This is a genomic window from Kutzneria sp. CA-103260, assembly GCF_018263855.1.
GTDB lineage: Bacteria > Actinomycetota > Actinomycetes > Mycobacteriales > Pseudonocardiaceae > Kutzneria.
Window position 1 is genome coordinate 5733090 of record NZ_CP073318.1, and the last position, 14989, is coordinate 5748078.

19 protein-coding genes are annotated in these 14989 nt (G+C 71.1%); 13 read left to right on the forward strand and 6 right to left on the reverse strand.

Going from position 1 to position 14989, the window contains the following annotated elements; translation table 11 throughout:
- Window positions 1–29 precede the first annotated feature (29 nt).
- Together JJ691_RS24980 and JJ691_RS24985 are read right to left on the reverse strand one after the other, a co-directional pair.
- Complete coding sequence (locus JJ691_RS24980) at window positions 30–725, reverse strand: SDR family NAD(P)-dependent oxidoreductase (protein ID WP_211771133.1); 696 nt, start codon at window positions 723–725, stop codon at window positions 30–32.
- Window positions 725–1405, reverse strand: a complete 681-nt coding sequence (locus JJ691_RS24985; RefSeq protein WP_211771134.1) for a VC0807 family protein — start codon at window positions 1403–1405, stop codon at window positions 725–727. The genes JJ691_RS24980 and JJ691_RS24985 overlap by 1 nt, the downstream gene beginning before the upstream one ends.
- Window positions 1406–1498: 93 nt before the next feature.
- On the opposite strand from JJ691_RS24985, the gene JJ691_RS24990 reads away from it, so the two are divergent.
- The 11 genes from JJ691_RS24990 to JJ691_RS25040 all read left to right on the forward strand — a co-directional run bounded on the left by JJ691_RS24990 (window position 1499) and on the right by JJ691_RS25040 (window position 9117).
- The gene (locus tag JJ691_RS24990; RefSeq protein ID WP_249228163.1) at window positions 1499–2794 is read left to right on the forward strand and encodes an amidohydrolase family protein; all 1296 of its coding nucleotides are present in this window, start codon (window positions 1499–1501) and stop codon (window positions 2792–2794) included.
- Between the two features lie 39 nt (window positions 2795–2833).
- The gene (locus tag JJ691_RS24995; RefSeq protein ID WP_211771135.1) at window positions 2834–3349 is read left to right on the forward strand and encodes a pyridoxamine 5'-phosphate oxidase family protein; all 516 of its coding nucleotides are present in this window, start codon (window positions 2834–2836) and stop codon (window positions 3347–3349) included.
- 54 nt (window positions 3350–3403) lie between these two features.
- On the forward strand, window positions 3404–3859 hold the full coding sequence (locus JJ691_RS25000; protein ID WP_211771136.1) for a hypothetical protein: 456 nt from the start codon (window positions 3404–3406) through the stop codon (window positions 3857–3859).
- Window positions 3860–4049: 190 nt separating this feature from the next.
- The gene (locus JJ691_RS25005; protein WP_211771137.1) at window positions 4050–4469 is read left to right on the forward strand and encodes an Hsp20/alpha crystallin family protein; all 420 of its coding nucleotides are present in this window, start codon (window positions 4050–4052) and stop codon (window positions 4467–4469) included.
- Window positions 4470–4550: 81 nt separating this feature from the next.
- Window positions 4551–5174: a helix-turn-helix transcriptional regulator gene (locus JJ691_RS25010; RefSeq protein ID WP_211771693.1), complete on the forward strand. Its 624-nt coding sequence runs from the start codon at window positions 4551–4553 to the stop codon at window positions 5172–5174.
- Window positions 5158–6285 carry an aminotransferase class I/II-fold pyridoxal phosphate-dependent enzyme gene (locus JJ691_RS25015; protein ID WP_211771138.1) on the forward strand — a complete coding sequence of 376 codons (1128 nt, stop codon included), beginning with the start codon at window positions 5158–5160 and terminating at the stop codon, window positions 6283–6285. The genes JJ691_RS25010 and JJ691_RS25015 overlap by 17 nt, the downstream gene beginning before the upstream one ends.
- A complete protein-coding gene (locus JJ691_RS25020; RefSeq protein ID WP_211771139.1) occupies window positions 6282–7154 on the forward strand; it encodes an ornithine cyclodeaminase family protein in 873 nt (290 codons plus the stop codon). Before JJ691_RS25015 ends, JJ691_RS25020 begins: the two co-directional genes overlap by 4 nt.
- Before the next feature lie 10 nt (window positions 7155–7164).
- Window positions 7165–7746 (forward strand): DinB family protein, encoded by a 582-nt coding sequence (locus tag JJ691_RS25025; RefSeq protein ID WP_211771140.1) that lies wholly within the window; start codon window positions 7165–7167, stop codon window positions 7744–7746.
- 21 nt (window positions 7747–7767) lie between these two features.
- On the forward strand, window positions 7768–8121 hold the full coding sequence (locus JJ691_RS25030; RefSeq protein ID WP_211771141.1) for an ArsR/SmtB family transcription factor: 354 nt from the start codon (window positions 7768–7770) through the stop codon (window positions 8119–8121).
- Between the two features lie 151 nt (window positions 8122–8272).
- Window positions 8273–8764, forward strand: coding sequence for an SRPBCC family protein (locus JJ691_RS25035; protein WP_211771142.1), 492 nt, complete (start codon window positions 8273–8275; stop codon window positions 8762–8764).
- Complete coding sequence (locus JJ691_RS25040; RefSeq protein ID WP_211771143.1) at window positions 8764–9117, forward strand: hypothetical protein; 354 nt, start codon at window positions 8764–8766, stop codon at window positions 9115–9117. The genes JJ691_RS25035 and JJ691_RS25040 overlap by 1 nt, the downstream gene beginning before the upstream one ends.
- Window positions 9118–9123: 6 nt before the next feature.
- Here the strand turns inward: JJ691_RS25040 and JJ691_RS25045 are convergent, their stop codons facing one another.
- Together JJ691_RS25045 and JJ691_RS25050 are read right to left on the reverse strand one after the other, a co-directional pair.
- Window positions 9124–9792 carry a response regulator gene (locus JJ691_RS25045; protein WP_211771144.1) on the reverse strand — a complete coding sequence of 223 codons (669 nt, stop codon included), beginning with the start codon at window positions 9790–9792 and terminating at the stop codon, window positions 9124–9126.
- On the reverse strand, window positions 9789–10895 hold the full coding sequence (locus JJ691_RS25050; RefSeq protein WP_211771145.1) for a sensor histidine kinase: 1107 nt from the start codon (window positions 10893–10895) through the stop codon (window positions 9789–9791). The genes JJ691_RS25045 and JJ691_RS25050 overlap by 4 nt, the downstream gene beginning before the upstream one ends.
- A 156-nt stretch (window positions 10896–11051) precedes the next feature.
- Between JJ691_RS25050 and JJ691_RS25055 the strand changes: the two genes are divergently transcribed.
- Window positions 11052–12209 (forward strand): serine hydrolase domain-containing protein, encoded by a 1158-nt coding sequence (locus JJ691_RS25055; RefSeq protein ID WP_211771146.1) that lies wholly within the window; start codon window positions 11052–11054, stop codon window positions 12207–12209.
- A 43-nt stretch (window positions 12210–12252) separates the two neighbouring features.
- On the opposite strand, the gene JJ691_RS25060 is transcribed toward JJ691_RS25055, so the two are convergent.
- On the reverse strand, window positions 12253–12948 hold the full coding sequence (locus JJ691_RS25060) for a dienelactone hydrolase family protein (protein WP_211771147.1): 696 nt from the start codon (window positions 12946–12948) through the stop codon (window positions 12253–12255).
- A 264-nt stretch (window positions 12949–13212) separates the two neighbouring features.
- On the opposite strand from JJ691_RS25060, the gene JJ691_RS25065 reads away from it, so the two are divergent.
- Window positions 13213–14223: a helix-turn-helix domain-containing protein gene (locus JJ691_RS25065; RefSeq protein WP_249228164.1), complete on the forward strand. Its 1011-nt coding sequence runs from the start codon at window positions 13213–13215 to the stop codon at window positions 14221–14223.
- A gap of 16 nt (window positions 14224–14239) precedes the next feature.
- Here JJ691_RS25065 and JJ691_RS25070 read toward each other — a convergent pair whose 3' ends face one another.
- Window positions 14240–14980, reverse strand: a complete 741-nt coding sequence (locus JJ691_RS25070) for a D-Ala-D-Ala carboxypeptidase family metallohydrolase (protein WP_249228165.1) — start codon at window positions 14978–14980, stop codon at window positions 14240–14242.
- Window positions 14981–14989: the final 9 nt, after the last annotated feature.

The window sequence follows — 14989 nt, forward strand, 5'->3', positions numbered from 1 at the left end:
GCGGAGGTTGTGTGGAGATTCTGTGCAGGCTAGACCCGGCTGAGTTCCACGGTCGGGAACTCAACGACGGCCGGCGGGCGACCGGCCTGGACCTCCCAGGCCTGGTTGGTCTGCCCGCCCCGCACGGCCTGCTCCACCGCCACGGCCACCTCGTCCGGATCGGCGACGGCCAGGCCGTGTTCGCGCAGTATTTCCCGGGCCCCGGCGATCATCGGCGTGTCGATGAAGCCGGGGCACACGGCGTTGAGCGTCACGTCCGGAATGGTCAGGGACCGCACCAGACCGATGATCGCGTGCTTGCTGGCCGCGTAGACCGGGTCGAACGGGGTCGGCGAGATGCCGGCCAGGCTGGCCGTGACCACGATCGACCGGGCCCCACCCTGCACGGCCGCCTTGATGCCGAACATCGTGCCGTCCACGTTCACGGCCATGATCCGCCGGTACTTGTCCAGGTCGAGCTCCGTGCCGCCGTTGCCCGTGCCGGCGTTGAGGTGCACGATGTCCAACCGCCCGAAGGCTTCCCGGGCCGCCGCGACGGCGGCCTCGTTCTCCGCCAGCCGCGAGACGTCGGTCGGCACGAACAGGCCCCCGATCTCCGCCGCGACCGCGTCGCCGGCCAGGTTCACGTCGGCGATCACCACCTTGGCCCCCTGGCGGGCGAACCGCCGGGCCACCGCGGCCCCGATGCCGCTCGCGCCGCCGGTCACCAACACGACTTCCGCCATCACTTCTTCCCACCCATCATCATCTGGCCCGACTCGGCGAACACCTTGTCCTTGAGCGACTTGCGCCGCAGGTAGAGGCGCGAGCCGATCTCCAGCACCGCGTACACCGCGACGTACTGCAGGGTGCTGATCAGCGGCACCTGGTCCACCGGCAGCGAGTACGCCAGCACGACCCGCACTCCGGCGTCGAGCACCAGCCCAACGCCCCACATCGCCGTCGCGACCCGCATCGCGTGCCGGTAGCTCGGCGAGTCACGCCAGCAGGCCGCCAGCCGCGTGTGGACGTCACCGGTGGTCAGCGACTGCACGAACTGGTGCAGGAACGGCGTCCGGCACAGCGTGATCAGGATCCACGCGCCGGCCACCGCGGTCATCCAGCCGTCCTTGGCCAGCAGGAACCGGGGGCTGCCCAGCACGAACGAGGTCGCCATGCTGCCAATCAGGATCGTCAGCGTGAACAGGGCCAGCCCGTCCAGCCGCCGCCGGGCGATCGCCGTGTACAGGGCGTGCACTGTGGGCGGGACACCGCCGAGCATCAGGGCCAGCCACTGGTCCATGCCCGCGGCGCGCAAGCCGTAGAACAGGGCCAACGGGGCAATGAGGTTGACACCAAGGTTGATCACCACCGCTTTGCGGGGATCGGCCGGGCGCTGGGTCTTGGTCACGGATGCGATTGCCATGGCACAAAGCTATTTCCCCGGAGCCGGCGGCGGTATGCACCTGCCTGCCCGTTCGGGGTGGAGGTAGGTACACCCATGTTATTCTGGAGGGGCATGACAGGTTCTCATGCGATTCCCGAACTGGCCGGATTCCGGGCCGGTGCTCCGCTGCGCGTCACCGACGTGACCGTGCTCGATCCGGCGGACGGTTCGGTGCACACTCACCAGGACATTCTGTTGCGGGACGGCCGGATCGCGGCGGTCGGGGCCTCGGTTGAGGCCGAAGCGGAGGTGCTGGCCGGCGAGGGGCTGGTGGCGCTGCCGGGGTTGTGGGACATGCACGTGCACACCTTCGACGAGTCGACGCTGCCGAAGTTCCTGGCCCGCGGTGTGACCGGCATTCGGCACATGGGTGGCGCACCGGTGCATTTGGCGTGGCAGGCCCGGTTGCGGGGCGGGGACTGGCTGGTGCCGCGGATGGTGTTCGCCAGCCGCATCCTGGACGGGCCGCGGCCGAGCCGGCCGGGGTCGATCGCTCTGACCAGCGCCGACGAGGCCACGGCGGCGGTGGCTCAGTGCGTGGCGGACGGGGCGGAGTTCCTCAAGGTGTACGCGCAGCTGCCGCCCGAGGCGTACGCCGCCATCGCCGCGACGGGGGTTCCCTTCGCCGGGCACGTCCCCTGGGCGGTGTCGATCGCCACGGCGGCGGCGTCCGGGCAGCGCAGCATCGAGCACCTGGACGGGCTGGCGCTGGGCACTTCCACGGCCGAGACGGAGATCCGCGCCGGTCTGTCCACATTGGACGTCCGTGATCCGGCTGGCATGTTCGCCCGGCTGTCGGAGCTGAACCACGTGGCGGCCATGACCCACGACCCGGCGCGGCTGGCCTCGCTGTGCCGGGTCTTCCTCAGGCACGACACCTGGCACGTGCCGACGCTGGCCGTCCTGCACGCCAAGGCCACCATCGGCACGCCGGAGTTCCAGCTCACGCCGTACCTGCCGGACATCGAGCCAGCGCTGCGGCCCGCCTGGGCCGGCTCGTGGTCCCCGGACGCCGCGGCCAAGGAGCGTGAGCAGGCGGTGTTCCGGCACAGCCTGCACCTGGTGCGGGAGCTGCACCAGGCCGGTGTGCCGCTGCTCGCCGGCACCGACACCTTCGTGCCCGGGCACAGCCTGCACGACGAGTTGGGGCTCCTGGTGCGGGCCGGGCTGTCGCCGCTGGACGCCCTGCGCGCCGCCACCTCCGCACCGGCCCGCTTCCTCGGCGTCGCCGAACGCTTCGGCGCGATCGCTCCCGGCATGGCCGCCGACCTGCTGCTGCTCGACGCCAACCCGCTGGACGACATCGCCAACACCCGCGCCATCCGGGCGGTGATCATGGGCGGCCGCCACATAGAGATCCAGTCGTAGCGGATGTCGATTCGGGGTCGGCTCGTTCGACGCACAGGTATGACGAACGAGCCGATCTCGACCCGCAACCTCGACCAGGACGGCCACGCGGAGCTGCCGTGGAGCCGTCCCCGCGACCTGCTGGCCACCGACACCCCCACCGCCGACCTGACGTTTTTCGTCGCCACCGTGCGGCCCGACGGACGGCCGCACTCGGCCGGCGTGGGGGCGATCTGGGTGGATGACGCCCTGTGGTTCGTCGGCGGCCCCGGCACGCGCCGGTCCCGCAACCTCGCCGCCAACCCGGCGTGCAGCGTGTCGGTGCGCCTGCGGGGTATCGACCTGGTGCTGGAGGGCGACGCCCACCGGGTGGACGACCCCGACACCCTGGAGCGGATCGCCGCCGTCTACCGCAGCGGCGGCTGGCCGGCCACGGTGGAGAACGGCGGCTTCAACGCCCCGTTCATGGCGCCGAGCGCCGGCCCCGCGCCCTGGCACCTGTACCGCCTCACCCTGAGGACGGCCTTCGGCGTGGCCTGCGCCGAACCGTACGGGGCGACCCGCTGGGACTTCTGAGCGTCCGATATCCGTAGAGTGCCCCGTTGACGGTGTTTCAGGGGGGAGATCCTGATGCGGTTGACGCTGCTTGCTGTGCTGCTCGGTGGTGCCGTGGTGACGACGGCGTGTGCCCCGCCGGCGTTCACGGCCGCCCCATGCGCCGAGGAGCAGGCCACGCTGGACCACATGAAGGACCGGAAGAAGCTGGCCGACGCCGAGGCACTGGCGGCCAAGCTCAAGACGGCGCGGCTCCAGCTCCAGGCCGCCGAGGCGAGCGCGGCCGTGTCGAACGCGCAGACCGAGTTGGCGATGGCCAGGCTGGCCGGCGGCCCGGACGCCGCCACCCAGGCCCGGATCGACAAGGAGACCGCCGACGCGAAGGCCAAGGTCGCGGCCGCGGACGCCGACCTCAAGGCCGCGCAGCAGGACGAGGACCAGGTCACGGCGCTGGTCGACGCGGACACCAAGGAGCTGGCCGCGGACCAGGACAAGTTCGACACGTGCGCTAAACAGCATCCGGCGGGGTAGCCCCACCCCTTCACCGCAGCGGTCGTCCCGGTCCGGGCGACCGCCGCGACGCATACCCGCAGGTCAGCCCCTCGACAACCATCGGCCCAAAATTTCTGATCCGATCGGGAATCAAAAGCTTGAGTCGACCGTTGTCAAGGGTGTTGGCGGCAAGGGGCCGCCAGGAGACCCGAGAGAGGGGCGGTGCGCGATGTTGGTGCGCACGGATCCGTTCCGCGAGCTGGAGCGGCTGATGTTCGGTGCGGGCGCCACCCGGGTGCGCGCCGCGGCCATCCCGATGGACGCGTTCCGCAAGGGTGACGAGTTCGTCGTCACGTTCGACCTGCCGGGTGTCAGCCCGGAGTCGATCGACGTCAACGTGGAGCGCAACGTGTTGACCGTCAAGGCCGAGCGGCCGGCGGCCAAGGACGACGAGGCCCGTTGGCAGGTGGCCGAGCGGCCGACCGGGACGTTCGCCCGGCGCGTCTACCTCGGTGAGACGCTGGACCGCGACGGCATCCAGGCCAGCTACGACGCGGGTGTGCTCACCCTGCGGGTGCCGGTGGTGGAGAAGGCCCAGTCCCGCAAGATCGCGGTGACCGCGGGCGCCCCGGTGCAGATCGAGGGCTGACACTCCCCTTACATCCACCGTTGGACCCAGAAGATTGGACACTGTGTCCACGGTGGATGTACTGTCCACAGCGTGTCCCCGATGGTCGACCGGCTGGCCCCGGTGTGCGAGGCGATCGCCCGCCTGCTCTCACCGCACGCCGAGGTGGTGCTGCACGACCCGGCCACAGACTCGGTGCTGGCCGTCTGGAACCCGCTGTCCCGGCGGACCGTGGGCGATCCGTCGCTGCTGGGTGAGCTCGACGAGCTCACGCCGGTCGGCGCGGACGTCTACGGCCCGTACCCCAAGTCGCTGCCCGACGGGCGGCGACTTTCCAGTGTCAGCGCGGTGATCCGCGACAGTGAAGGCCGCCCGGAGGCGGTGCTGTGCGTGAACGTGGACCGGTCCGCGTTCGACGCCGCGGCCCGTGTCCTGGCGGCCTTCGCCGCACCGGTCACCGAGCAGCCGGCGGCGCTGTTCGCCCGCGACTGGACCGAGCAGCTCAACGAGACGGTCGCGAACTTCGTGCGGGACCGGGGAACCACGCTGGACGGACTGTCCAAATCGGACCGCCAGGAGCTGGTGGCCCAGCTGGATTCCGCCGGCGTCTTCGCCCAGCGGCGGGCCGTGCCGACCGTGGCGCGGGCGATGGGGGTCTCCCGCTCGGCCGTCTACCAACTGCTCGCGCTGACCCGCAAGGAGCCCGGCGATGCCGACCCTGCCTGACTTCCGGCTGGAAACCTACTTCTCCGCCTGGGAGTTCACCGCCCGGTACCACCTGACGGCGTCGGACGCCCAGACAGTGCCGATGGCCGAACTGCTGGCCATGGCCGACGAGGACGGCCGCCGCCGCTGGGAGACGCTGGCCCTCGGCTACACGGAAACCCGTGGCCTGCCGGCGTTGCGCGAGGAGATCGCCGCCACCTATGACCACATCGCGCCCGAGGACGTGCTGTGCTTCGCCGGCGCCGAGGAGGCCATCTACCTGGCCATGCAGGTGCTGCTGACGCCGGCCGACCACGCCGTCGTGCTCACGCCGAACTACCAGGCGGCGGAGACGATTCCGCTGGCGCTGTGCGAAGTCACCGGCGTCGCGCTACGGGAGGACGACGGCTGGGCGCTGGACGTGGACGCCGTCGAGGCGGCGCTGCGGCCGAACACCCGGCTGGTCTCGGTGAACTTCCCGAACAACCCGACCGGCGCGGTGCCGGACGTCGAGTCGTGGCGGCGGCTGGTCGACCTGTGCGCGGCGCGGGGCATCACGCTGTTCAGCGACGAGGTGTACCGCGGGCTCGAACTGGACCGGCCGTCGCTGCCCCAGGCCGCGGACCTCTCCCCCACCGCGTTGTCGCTGAACGTGATGTCCAAGGCCTACGGGCTGCCCGGCCTGCGGATCGGCTGGATCGCCGGCCGCGACCGGGATCTGCTGGACCGGCTGGAGCGGGCCAAGCACTACACGTCGATCTGCAACTCCGCGCCGAGCGAGGTGCTGGCGCTGATCGGCCTGCGGGCACGAGACCGGCTGCTGCACCGCAATCGGGAGATCATCAAGGCGAACATCCCGCTGTTCGAGGAGTTCTTCGTCCGCCGGCCCGACCTGTTCGTCTGGGAACGGCCGCAGGGCGGCTGCGTGTGCTTCCCCCGCTACCTGGGTGCCGACGGCGTCGAGGCGATGTGCGCCGATCTCGTGCAGGACGTGGGTGTGCTGCTGCTGCCGTCCAGCATCTACCGCTCGGAGCTGACCGCCACGCCGACCGACCGGTTCCGGGTCGGCGTCGGGCGGACCGGACCCGAGGAGGCGCTGGCCCGCTGGGACGACTGGCTGGCCAGGCGGTGAAGGTCATCGACGATCTCCGGGCCGTCCCGCCCGAGCTGGTCTTCGACGCCGTGAAGGCGGCCTTGGTCGCACACGCCGAAGGCAACACCGTCGTGCCGCCGCCGATGGCGCTCGACTTCGCCGGTGGCGACTGCCACGTCAAAGCTGGTCATGTTGTGGGCCAGCCGCACTTCGTGGTGAAGACGGCGAGTTCCTTCGGCGGCCGGAACAACGGCTCGATGCTGCTGCTGTCGGCCACCACCGGTGAGCCAACCGCGTTCATCGCCGACAACGGCCTGCTGACCGCCTGGCGGACGGCCGCCGCCGGGGCGCTGGTCACCGACGCCCTGACGCCACAAGACGTCGACGAGGTCGCGGTGATGGGCACCGGCGAGCAGGCCCGGCTCCAGATGACCTGGCTGGCCAAGCTGCGCAAGATCCGGCTGGTGCACGTCTGGGGCCGTCGACCCGAGGCTGAAGTGTTGTTGTGTCAACAGCTCCGAGCCGAAGGGCTCGACGCCCGCCCCGGCTACCAGACCGGCGCGGCCTGCGTTGTCACGACAACAGCGTCGCCCGATCCGTTGCCGCTCAACGCCTTCCGTGACGCTGTGCACGTCACCGGCATCGGCACCGACATGCCCGGCAAGGGTGAGCTGCCGCCGGAGCTGTTCGCCGGCCGGATCGTCGTCACCGACGACCACGACCAGTGCCTGGACCACGGCGACTTCGGCCACGCCGTCCGCGCCGGGGTCGTTGCCCCGCAGGCGGACCGGCCCATCGGGGCGGTGCTGCGAGGCCAGCACCGCGACCAGCGCTCGGTCGCCGACCTGACCGGAATCGGCGCGACCGATGCCTCCGTTGCCGGGGCGGTGTGGTCGCTGCTCGGCTAGGTTCGAACACATGACCGATATCACCGGCGACCTCCGCCGCTACCTCCAGCAGTCCCGGGACCGGATGGCGTCCGCGCTGGACGGCCTGAGCGAGTACGACATCCGGCGGCCGGCCACGCCGACCGGCACCAACCTGCTGGGCCTGGTCAAGCACCTGGCCGGCGGCGAGTTCGGCTACCTCGGCGACTGCGTGGGCCGGCCGGTTCTGGCCACTCTTCCGTGGTACGCCGACGATTCCGTGTGGGACGGGGCCGACATGTGGGCCACCGCCGAGGAAAGCCGCGCCGAACTGCTCGACCTGTACCACCGTGCCTGGCAGCACAGCGACGAGTCGATCGAACAGCTGGGCCTCGACGCGCCCGCCTCCGTGCCGTGGTGGCCCGAGGAGAAGCGCGAGACCACCCTCGGTTCGCTGCTGGTGCGGGTCGTCGCCGAGACCGCGCAGCACGCCGGGCACGCCGACATCGTGCGGGAGATGATCGACGGCCGGGGCGGCAAGGACCACGACGAGCTCGGCGGCGCCGAGTACTGGGACCCGTTCGTGGCCGGGATCCAGGCCGCCGCCGACCGGCACCGCCTTGCGAACCCGTAACCAGGTGGTTACGCTTCCGCCGTGGACGAGGTAGCCGGCGCGATCGCCGATCCGGTGCGCCGGGACATCCTGGTGATGCTGCGCCAGGGGCCGCTGTCGGCCGGGCAGATCGCCGACCGGTTCGAGGTCAGCCGGCCGGCCGTGTCCCGGCACCTGCGGGTGCTGCGGGCCAGCGGGCTGGTGCACGACACGCCCGTCGGCCGGCAGCGGCTGTACGAGCTCGACCCCGACCGGCTGGCCGAACTGGCCGACTGGCTGGCCCAGTTCGCGCGGCCGACCGGCTGGCAGCACCGGCTCGACGCGTTGGAGACCGAGGTCCACCGCACCCGCCGGGAGCGCCGCGCCCGGCCCGCAGACGAGGAGCAGACGGCGTGAGCGAGCTTGCGAGCGAACTATTCAACACAGAGCGTCCGCGAACGCGGACACCGAGCGCTAGCGAGGTGCAGCGCATGAGCGAGCTTGCGAGCGAATCATTCAGCACAGAGCGTCCGCGAACGCGGACACCGAGCGCTAGCGAGGTGCAGCAGTGAGCCCCAGACCCACCGGCCGGCTGTTCGACAAAGACCTGGAGCTGACCCGCACCTACCGCGCGCCGATCGACGACGTGTGGGCCAGCGTCACCGAGCCCGAGCGCACCGCTCGCTGGTTCGGCCGCTGGGAGGGCGAGGGCGGGGTCGGCCGGACCATCAAGGTCCAGATGGCGTTCGAGGAGAACGCCCCGTGGACCGAGCTGCGCATCGACGCCTGCGAGCCGCCCCGACGCCTGGCCGTGTCGGGCTCCGAGGCGGCCGGCGGCTGGCGGCTGGAGCTCCTGCTGTCCGAACAGGACGGTGTCACCGAGCTGAAGTTCGTGCACCACCTCGACTCCGTGGACAGCATCGGCGAGGTCGGGCCCGGCTGGGAGTACTACCTGGACATGCTCACCGCCGCCCGCGAGGGCACGGCCCAGCCGGACTTCTTCCAGGAGTACTACCCGGCCATGCAGGCCTACTACGCCGGACTGGTCGAGGAGAGCTGATGGGACGAGTGCTGGCCATCGGGCTCGACCCGGCCCGGCTCGTCGGCTGGGACCCGGAGCCGGTGCGGGCCGCGCTGGTCCGCGGCCAGGCCCGGTTCGAGGAGCTGGGCATCGAGGCCGACATGTGCCTGGTGGCCCCGGACGACGACCCCGAGGCCGACATCGTGGCCGCCCTGAACGGAAACGACTACGCCTGCGTGATCGTCGGCGGCGGCATCCGCAAGTACGAACCGCTGCTGTGGCTGTTCGAGAACACGGTGAACCTGGTCCGCCAGCACGCGCCCGACGCCGCCATCGCCTTCAACAGCACGCCGGAGGACATGGCCGACGCGGCCCTGCGCTGGCTGCGCTGATCCGCGTCAGTCCGACCGGCCGGGGATGACCAGGCCGCTCTCGTAGGCGGCGACCACGACCTGGGCGCGGCTACTGAGCCCGAGCTTGCCCATCACGTTCTTCACATGCGTCTTGACGGTGGACTCGCTGAGCACCAGCCGCCGCGCGATCTGCGGGTTGCTCAGTCCGTGCGCGACGAGCCGAAGCACCTCGGTCTCCCGGCCGGTCAGGCCGGCGAGCTCGGTGTCGCGCAGGGCGGCGCGCCGGTGGTGCAGCGAGTAGGTCTCGACGAGCCGCTGCGTGATGGCCGGGCTGATCAGCACGTCGCCGGCCGTGACCGCGTGCACGGCGGCGACGATCCCGGCCGGCGGGGTCTCCTTGAGCAGGAAGCCGGCGGCCCCGGCGCCCAGTGCGCGGTAGACGTATTCGTCCAGGTCGAACGTGGTCAGCACGAGGACGCGCGGCGGCGGGTCGACGGCGGCGAGGATCTGTTCGGTGGCGTCGAGACCGTCCAGCACGGGCATGCGGATGTCCATCACCACCACGTCGGGCCGGATCGACACGGCGAGTTCCACGGCCTGGGCCCCGTTCTCCGCCTCGCCGACGACATCGAGTCCGGGGGCGGCCCGCAGCAGCGCGGCCAGGCCGGCCCGGATCAGGGCCTGGTCGTCGGCGATCAGCACGCGCGTGTTCACGCCGCCGCCGGACACGGAAGCCGTAGCACCACAACGAATCCGCCTTCGGGCCGGGGGCCGGCGGTGAGCACGCCGCCGTGCAGCTCGGCCCGCTCGCTCATGCCGACGATGCCGCGCGCCGGCTCGCCGGTGCCGCGGGCCCGGGCGCCACGGCCGTCGTCGGTGATCTTCAAGGTCAGGGTGCGCTCCCCGTAGTCCAGGTCCAGCCGCGCGGTGGCGGGGCCGGCGTGTTTGAGCACGTTGGTCAGCGATTCCTGGGCGACCCGGTAGGCGCACAGGTCGGCCCCGGGCGGCAGCGGGCGCCGGGTCCCGGTGACGGCGAGCTCGACCGGCAGGCCGGTGCCGCGCAGCCGGTCGAGCAGACCGTCCAGTTCGGACAGTCCGGGCTGGGGCTGGGTGCCCGGGTCGTCGACCCGCAGCACGGCCAGCAGCTTGCGCATGTCGGCCAGCGCCGCGCGGCTGGTGTCGCCGACCGTGGCCAGGGCGTCGCGGGCCACCTCACGATCGCTGTCCAGCACGTACTCGGCCACGCCGGCCTGCAGGGAGATCACCGACATGTGGTGGGCCACCACGTCGTGCAGCTCGTGGGCGATGCGGATGCGTTCCTCGGCGACGGCGCGCGTAGCCTGCTCGGCCAGCCGCTCCATCCGCCGCGACCAGCGGCCGGTGCTCACGCCGATGCCGAACGCGGCCAGGCACTGCACGGCGGGGCTGCCGACCAGCGCCAGCTTGTCGACGTCCCCGACGAGCACGGCGAAGTTGACCATCAGCGCGACCAGCGCGACGCCGAGACCGACCAACGCGACCGGCAGCGGCCGGAGCAGGGCCACCGAGAACAGGCCGATCAGCATGCCGGCGCCGCTGTCGGAGAGGCCGGGATAGCCGAGCAGCAGGCTGGCCGTCGCCGCCGCGCCCATCACGACCGTGCTGGCCAGCGGCGCCCGCTGGCGTGACGCGATCGGCGCGAACGTGAGCGCGGCCAGCACATAGCCGACCCAGTCGGCCCGGCCGTCGGTCTGCACGGCAACGGAGGCGATCTCGAACGCGGTCAGCACCGCGGCGAGCGCGATGTCGACCTGGACGGACCGCAAGATGCCACGCACCAGCCCACGGTAGCCGCCGCCGCGGCCGGCGGTCGCCACCCCATGGGCTGATCTGCGTCTGATACCAGCGGGGTAGTCGAAGACGCCCCGCTGGACGATGTCGACCACCCTGCCCCGGCTGATTGGCTGCCGCCACAGGCAATCGAGGGGAGCGTTATGCGCAAGACACTGATCGCGTTGGTGGCACTGACGGGGGTGATGGCGTCAACCGGCGCGGCCGTCGCGGCACCTGATGTGCACCGGAGCGTGCTGCAACGGGACGCCGACGCCCTGCTGGATCAGGGCGCGCCGGGCGCGCTGGTGGAGCTGGACACCCCGGACGGCAGGGTGAAGGTCCGCAGCGGGTACGGGAACACCGCGGCGCGGACGCCGGTGTCGTGGCAGACTCACTTCCGGATCGGCAGCGCCACCAAGACGTTCACCGCCACGGTGCTGCTGCAACTGGTCGGCGAGGGCCGACTGTCCCTTGAGGACACCGTGGACCGCTGGCTGCCCGGTGTGGTGTCGGGCAACGGCAACGACGGCACCAAGATCACCGTGCGCCAGCTGTTGCAGCACACCAGCGGGGTGCCGGACTACACGCAGGCCCTGGACTTCCTCCGCTCGGCGGAGTCCTTCCAGGCCAACCGGTTCCGCACCCTGACGCCGACGGAGATGGTGGCGATCGCGCTGCGCTACCCGCCGACCTTCGCCCCGGGCACCGGCTGGGAGTACTCCAACACCAACTACGTCCTGGCCGGGATGATCATCCAGAAGATCACTGGGCACGACTGGCAGTGGGAGGTCCAACGCCGGATCATCGGGCCACTGGGCCTGCGGGACACCACCGCGCCGCACACCGAGCCGTACCTGCCGACGCCGCACGCCGTCGGCTACCAGAGCTTCTCGGCGGACGGCCCGGTCATCGACGCCACCGTGATGAACCCGACGTGGGGTGACGCCGCCGGTGCGATCATCAGTGACACCGATGACCTGAACACGTTCTTCCAGGCGCTGATCGGCGGCCGGCTGCTGGCCCCCGACCAACTGCGGCAGATGCAGACGACTGTGCCGGCCCACGAGCTCGACCCAGCGTACCCGAACGTGCGGTACGGACTCGGCATCATGTGGGTCCCGACTTCCTGCGGCGGCTACTGGTCGCACGGCGGGGACATCCCCGGCTTCAAGACCCGCGACGGCGTCAGCGCGGACGGCCGCCGCAGCGTGGTCATCACCATCAACAACGACGCTCTCGTGCCGAAGCAGGGCACTCCGCCGGCCAAGTACGACGTGAGCGTGGACCTGATGGAGCACGCGTTCTGCGGCACGTCGTGACGGGTGGCCCGTGGGCGGCGACGCGCCGCCCACGGGTCTCACCTCACTTCTTCAGGTGCCGCACGAAGAACCGGACCGCGCTGTCGGCCTCGTAGCGGGGCAGGTCCTTGTGCCGGCCGGTGTTGACGTGCAACGACTTCTCGGCCGAGCCGAAGGCCTCGAACAGGGCGAGGCCGGCCTCACGGGGGATGTGCTCGTCGTCCCACTGCATGGCGAACTCGACGGGCACGGTGATCCGCTTTGCCGCCTCGGCCACCAGGTCGGGCCAGAACAGGCCGAACGCGGCGGCGGTGATGCGGGAGTCGGCGGCGGTCAGCGGGATGCCGATGGCGGAGCCCATGTTGAGGCCGAAGTAGCCGACGGGGCCGGCGATCTCGGGCAGCTCCAGCAGCATGTCCAGCACCGCCTGCCATTCGGGCACGGCCCGCCGGGCGAGGTCGGCGTTGTAGCGCACGACGATCGGGCCGACCGGTTCGCCGGTGGCCATCGCCCGCTGCATCAGGGCGATTTCCTCGTCGTCGTACGGGGAGCGGGGCCGGTCGCCGTGGCCGGGGGCGTCGATGGCGGCAGCGGCGAAACCCTGGGCCACCAACAGTTCCGCCCGTCCGGTCATGGGCGGGGACTTCCGGTCCCGGCCACCGCCGTGGCCCAGCAGCACCAGCGGTGCGGGCAGGGTCTCCGGCAGCCACAGCACACCGGGGACATCGCCCACGGTGAAGTCACGTTCGTTGAGGTTCATGGCAGTTCGCCTTTCGGGAGGGCTGTCGGCGCTCCCGAAAGGCGACAACTACGTCGCCGGCCCGGCCGTGTCAGGGAGTGGGAGCACCCACGTCGTCACTGCGCACACAGGGCTCACCTCCTCCGGTCGTACCACGGCAGGGCGGGACATTATCAGCCCACGGGCCGTTCCGTCTCGGATTTATGGCGAGAGGAAGAAGTCACGTTCACGAAGACGTGGCGGTGCTAGCTTGCCTCACGTCAGCCGTGGAAGGGGTTGGGCCCGGTGATCGCTACCACCCAGACGGACAAGTTCGCCGCGTACCTCCGGATGTTGAAGGACCGCAGCGGGCGCGGGTTCGACCGCCTCGGCAAGCAGGCCGGCGTGAGCGGGTCGAGCCTGCACCGCTACTGCTCGGGCCTGAGCGTGCCGTCGGACTACCGGGTGGTGCACAGCTTCGGCAAGGTGTGCGGGGCCAGCGCGGACGAACTCCGGGAGCTGCACCAACTCTGGGCGCTGGCCGACGCCGAACGCGACACGCCGCCCCCAGCAGCGCCCCATGACCCGGCAGAGCCCCAGAACCCGCCGGCGCCGGCAGAGCCGAAACTGCGAAGATGGCTGACCTCCCGCTACGCCGTCGTCGCCGCGGCCGCGGTGGTGTTGCTGGCTGGCGGGCTGGTCTGGTTCCTGCGGGCCCCGAGCAGCGCCGAGGGCCTGTCCACGGCGGACGGCGGCCGGGTGCTGTTCTCCGCCGCCTGCCCCACCGTCAACATGGGCGAGCACGACGAGTGCGTCAACGAGGTGCAGACCCTGTTGTCCAAGGCGCACACCACGATCTCGGTGGACAGCGACTTCGGCCCGGAGACCCTGCGCCGGGTCACGGCCTTCCAGGTGCTGTCCGGCCTGCCGCCCAAGGGCATCGTGGACACGGCCACCAAGCAGGCGCTCTACGCCGGCCGGACGAACATGACCACCTGGACGCCGCAACAGGTCGAGCAGAAGATCCGCGAGGTGTTCACCGAGGATCCGGACACGGCGGTGGCAATCGCCCGCTGCGCGTCCTTCCTGGACCCGCTGTACGTGCTGCCCAACTCCAACGGCAGCCGCAACTGGGGCGTCTTCCAGATCTCCGACTACCGCCTGCAACAGCAGGGCGGCACGCCGCTCAAGGCGTTCGACCCGGCGTGGAACATCGAGGCCGCCCACAAGCTGTGGGCGGTGGACCACGACTTCCACGACTGGCCGTCGTGCCAGGCGGCGCTGACCTCCAGCCCGAACCCCTCGCCGTCGAGGTAGCGCCGCCCTCGGGCACTCAGACGGTGCCGTTCTCCCACCACCAGGCACGGCCCAGATCCGCGCGGCTGTCCACGTGCTGGTGGTCGGTGTTGTACGTCTCCAGGCCGGAGAAGCCGCAGGTCTCCGCGTGCTGGTAGACGGTCTTGTTGGCCACGCCCGGCACGTCCAGGTCGGCGGCGTTGCCGTAGAGGTGCATGCTGTCGCTGGCCCCGCCGATGTCCTTGTTGTGCTGGATGGAGCGGAAGCCGGAGTTCACCGTGATCGGCTTGTCGCCGAGCTTCTTGCGCAGCGCCTCCAGCTTGTACATGAGGCGTCGCGCGTTCTCCTTCGCCGATGCGGCGCTCACCTTGCCGTCGTTGAAGGTGCCGCTGACCCGGTCGGTGAACTCGACCCAGTTGAAGTGCAGGGTGGAGCCGTCGGACTGCTCCAGCGAGTTCAGCTTGGCCTGGGTGTTCGGGCCGACCTCGCCGTCGGCGGACAGGCCGTAGGCGGCCTGGAAGCGCTTGACCGCGGCCAGCGTGCCGGGGCCGAAGTCGCCGTCGATGCTGACCCGGGTCTGGCTGGCGCTGGACGCGGCCCAGCCGGCCACCCGGATCTGCAGCTCGGTGACGTCCGCGCCGGTCGAGCCCGACGTGAGGGTGCGCGACCAAGGGTACGCCTGCGCCGTGCCGGCCAGCAGCGTCGGCGCGAGCACCGCACCGGCGCCGACGACCAGCGCCCCGCGCAGCATCGCCCGGCGGCTCATGGAGAGGTTCATCGTCGTCCC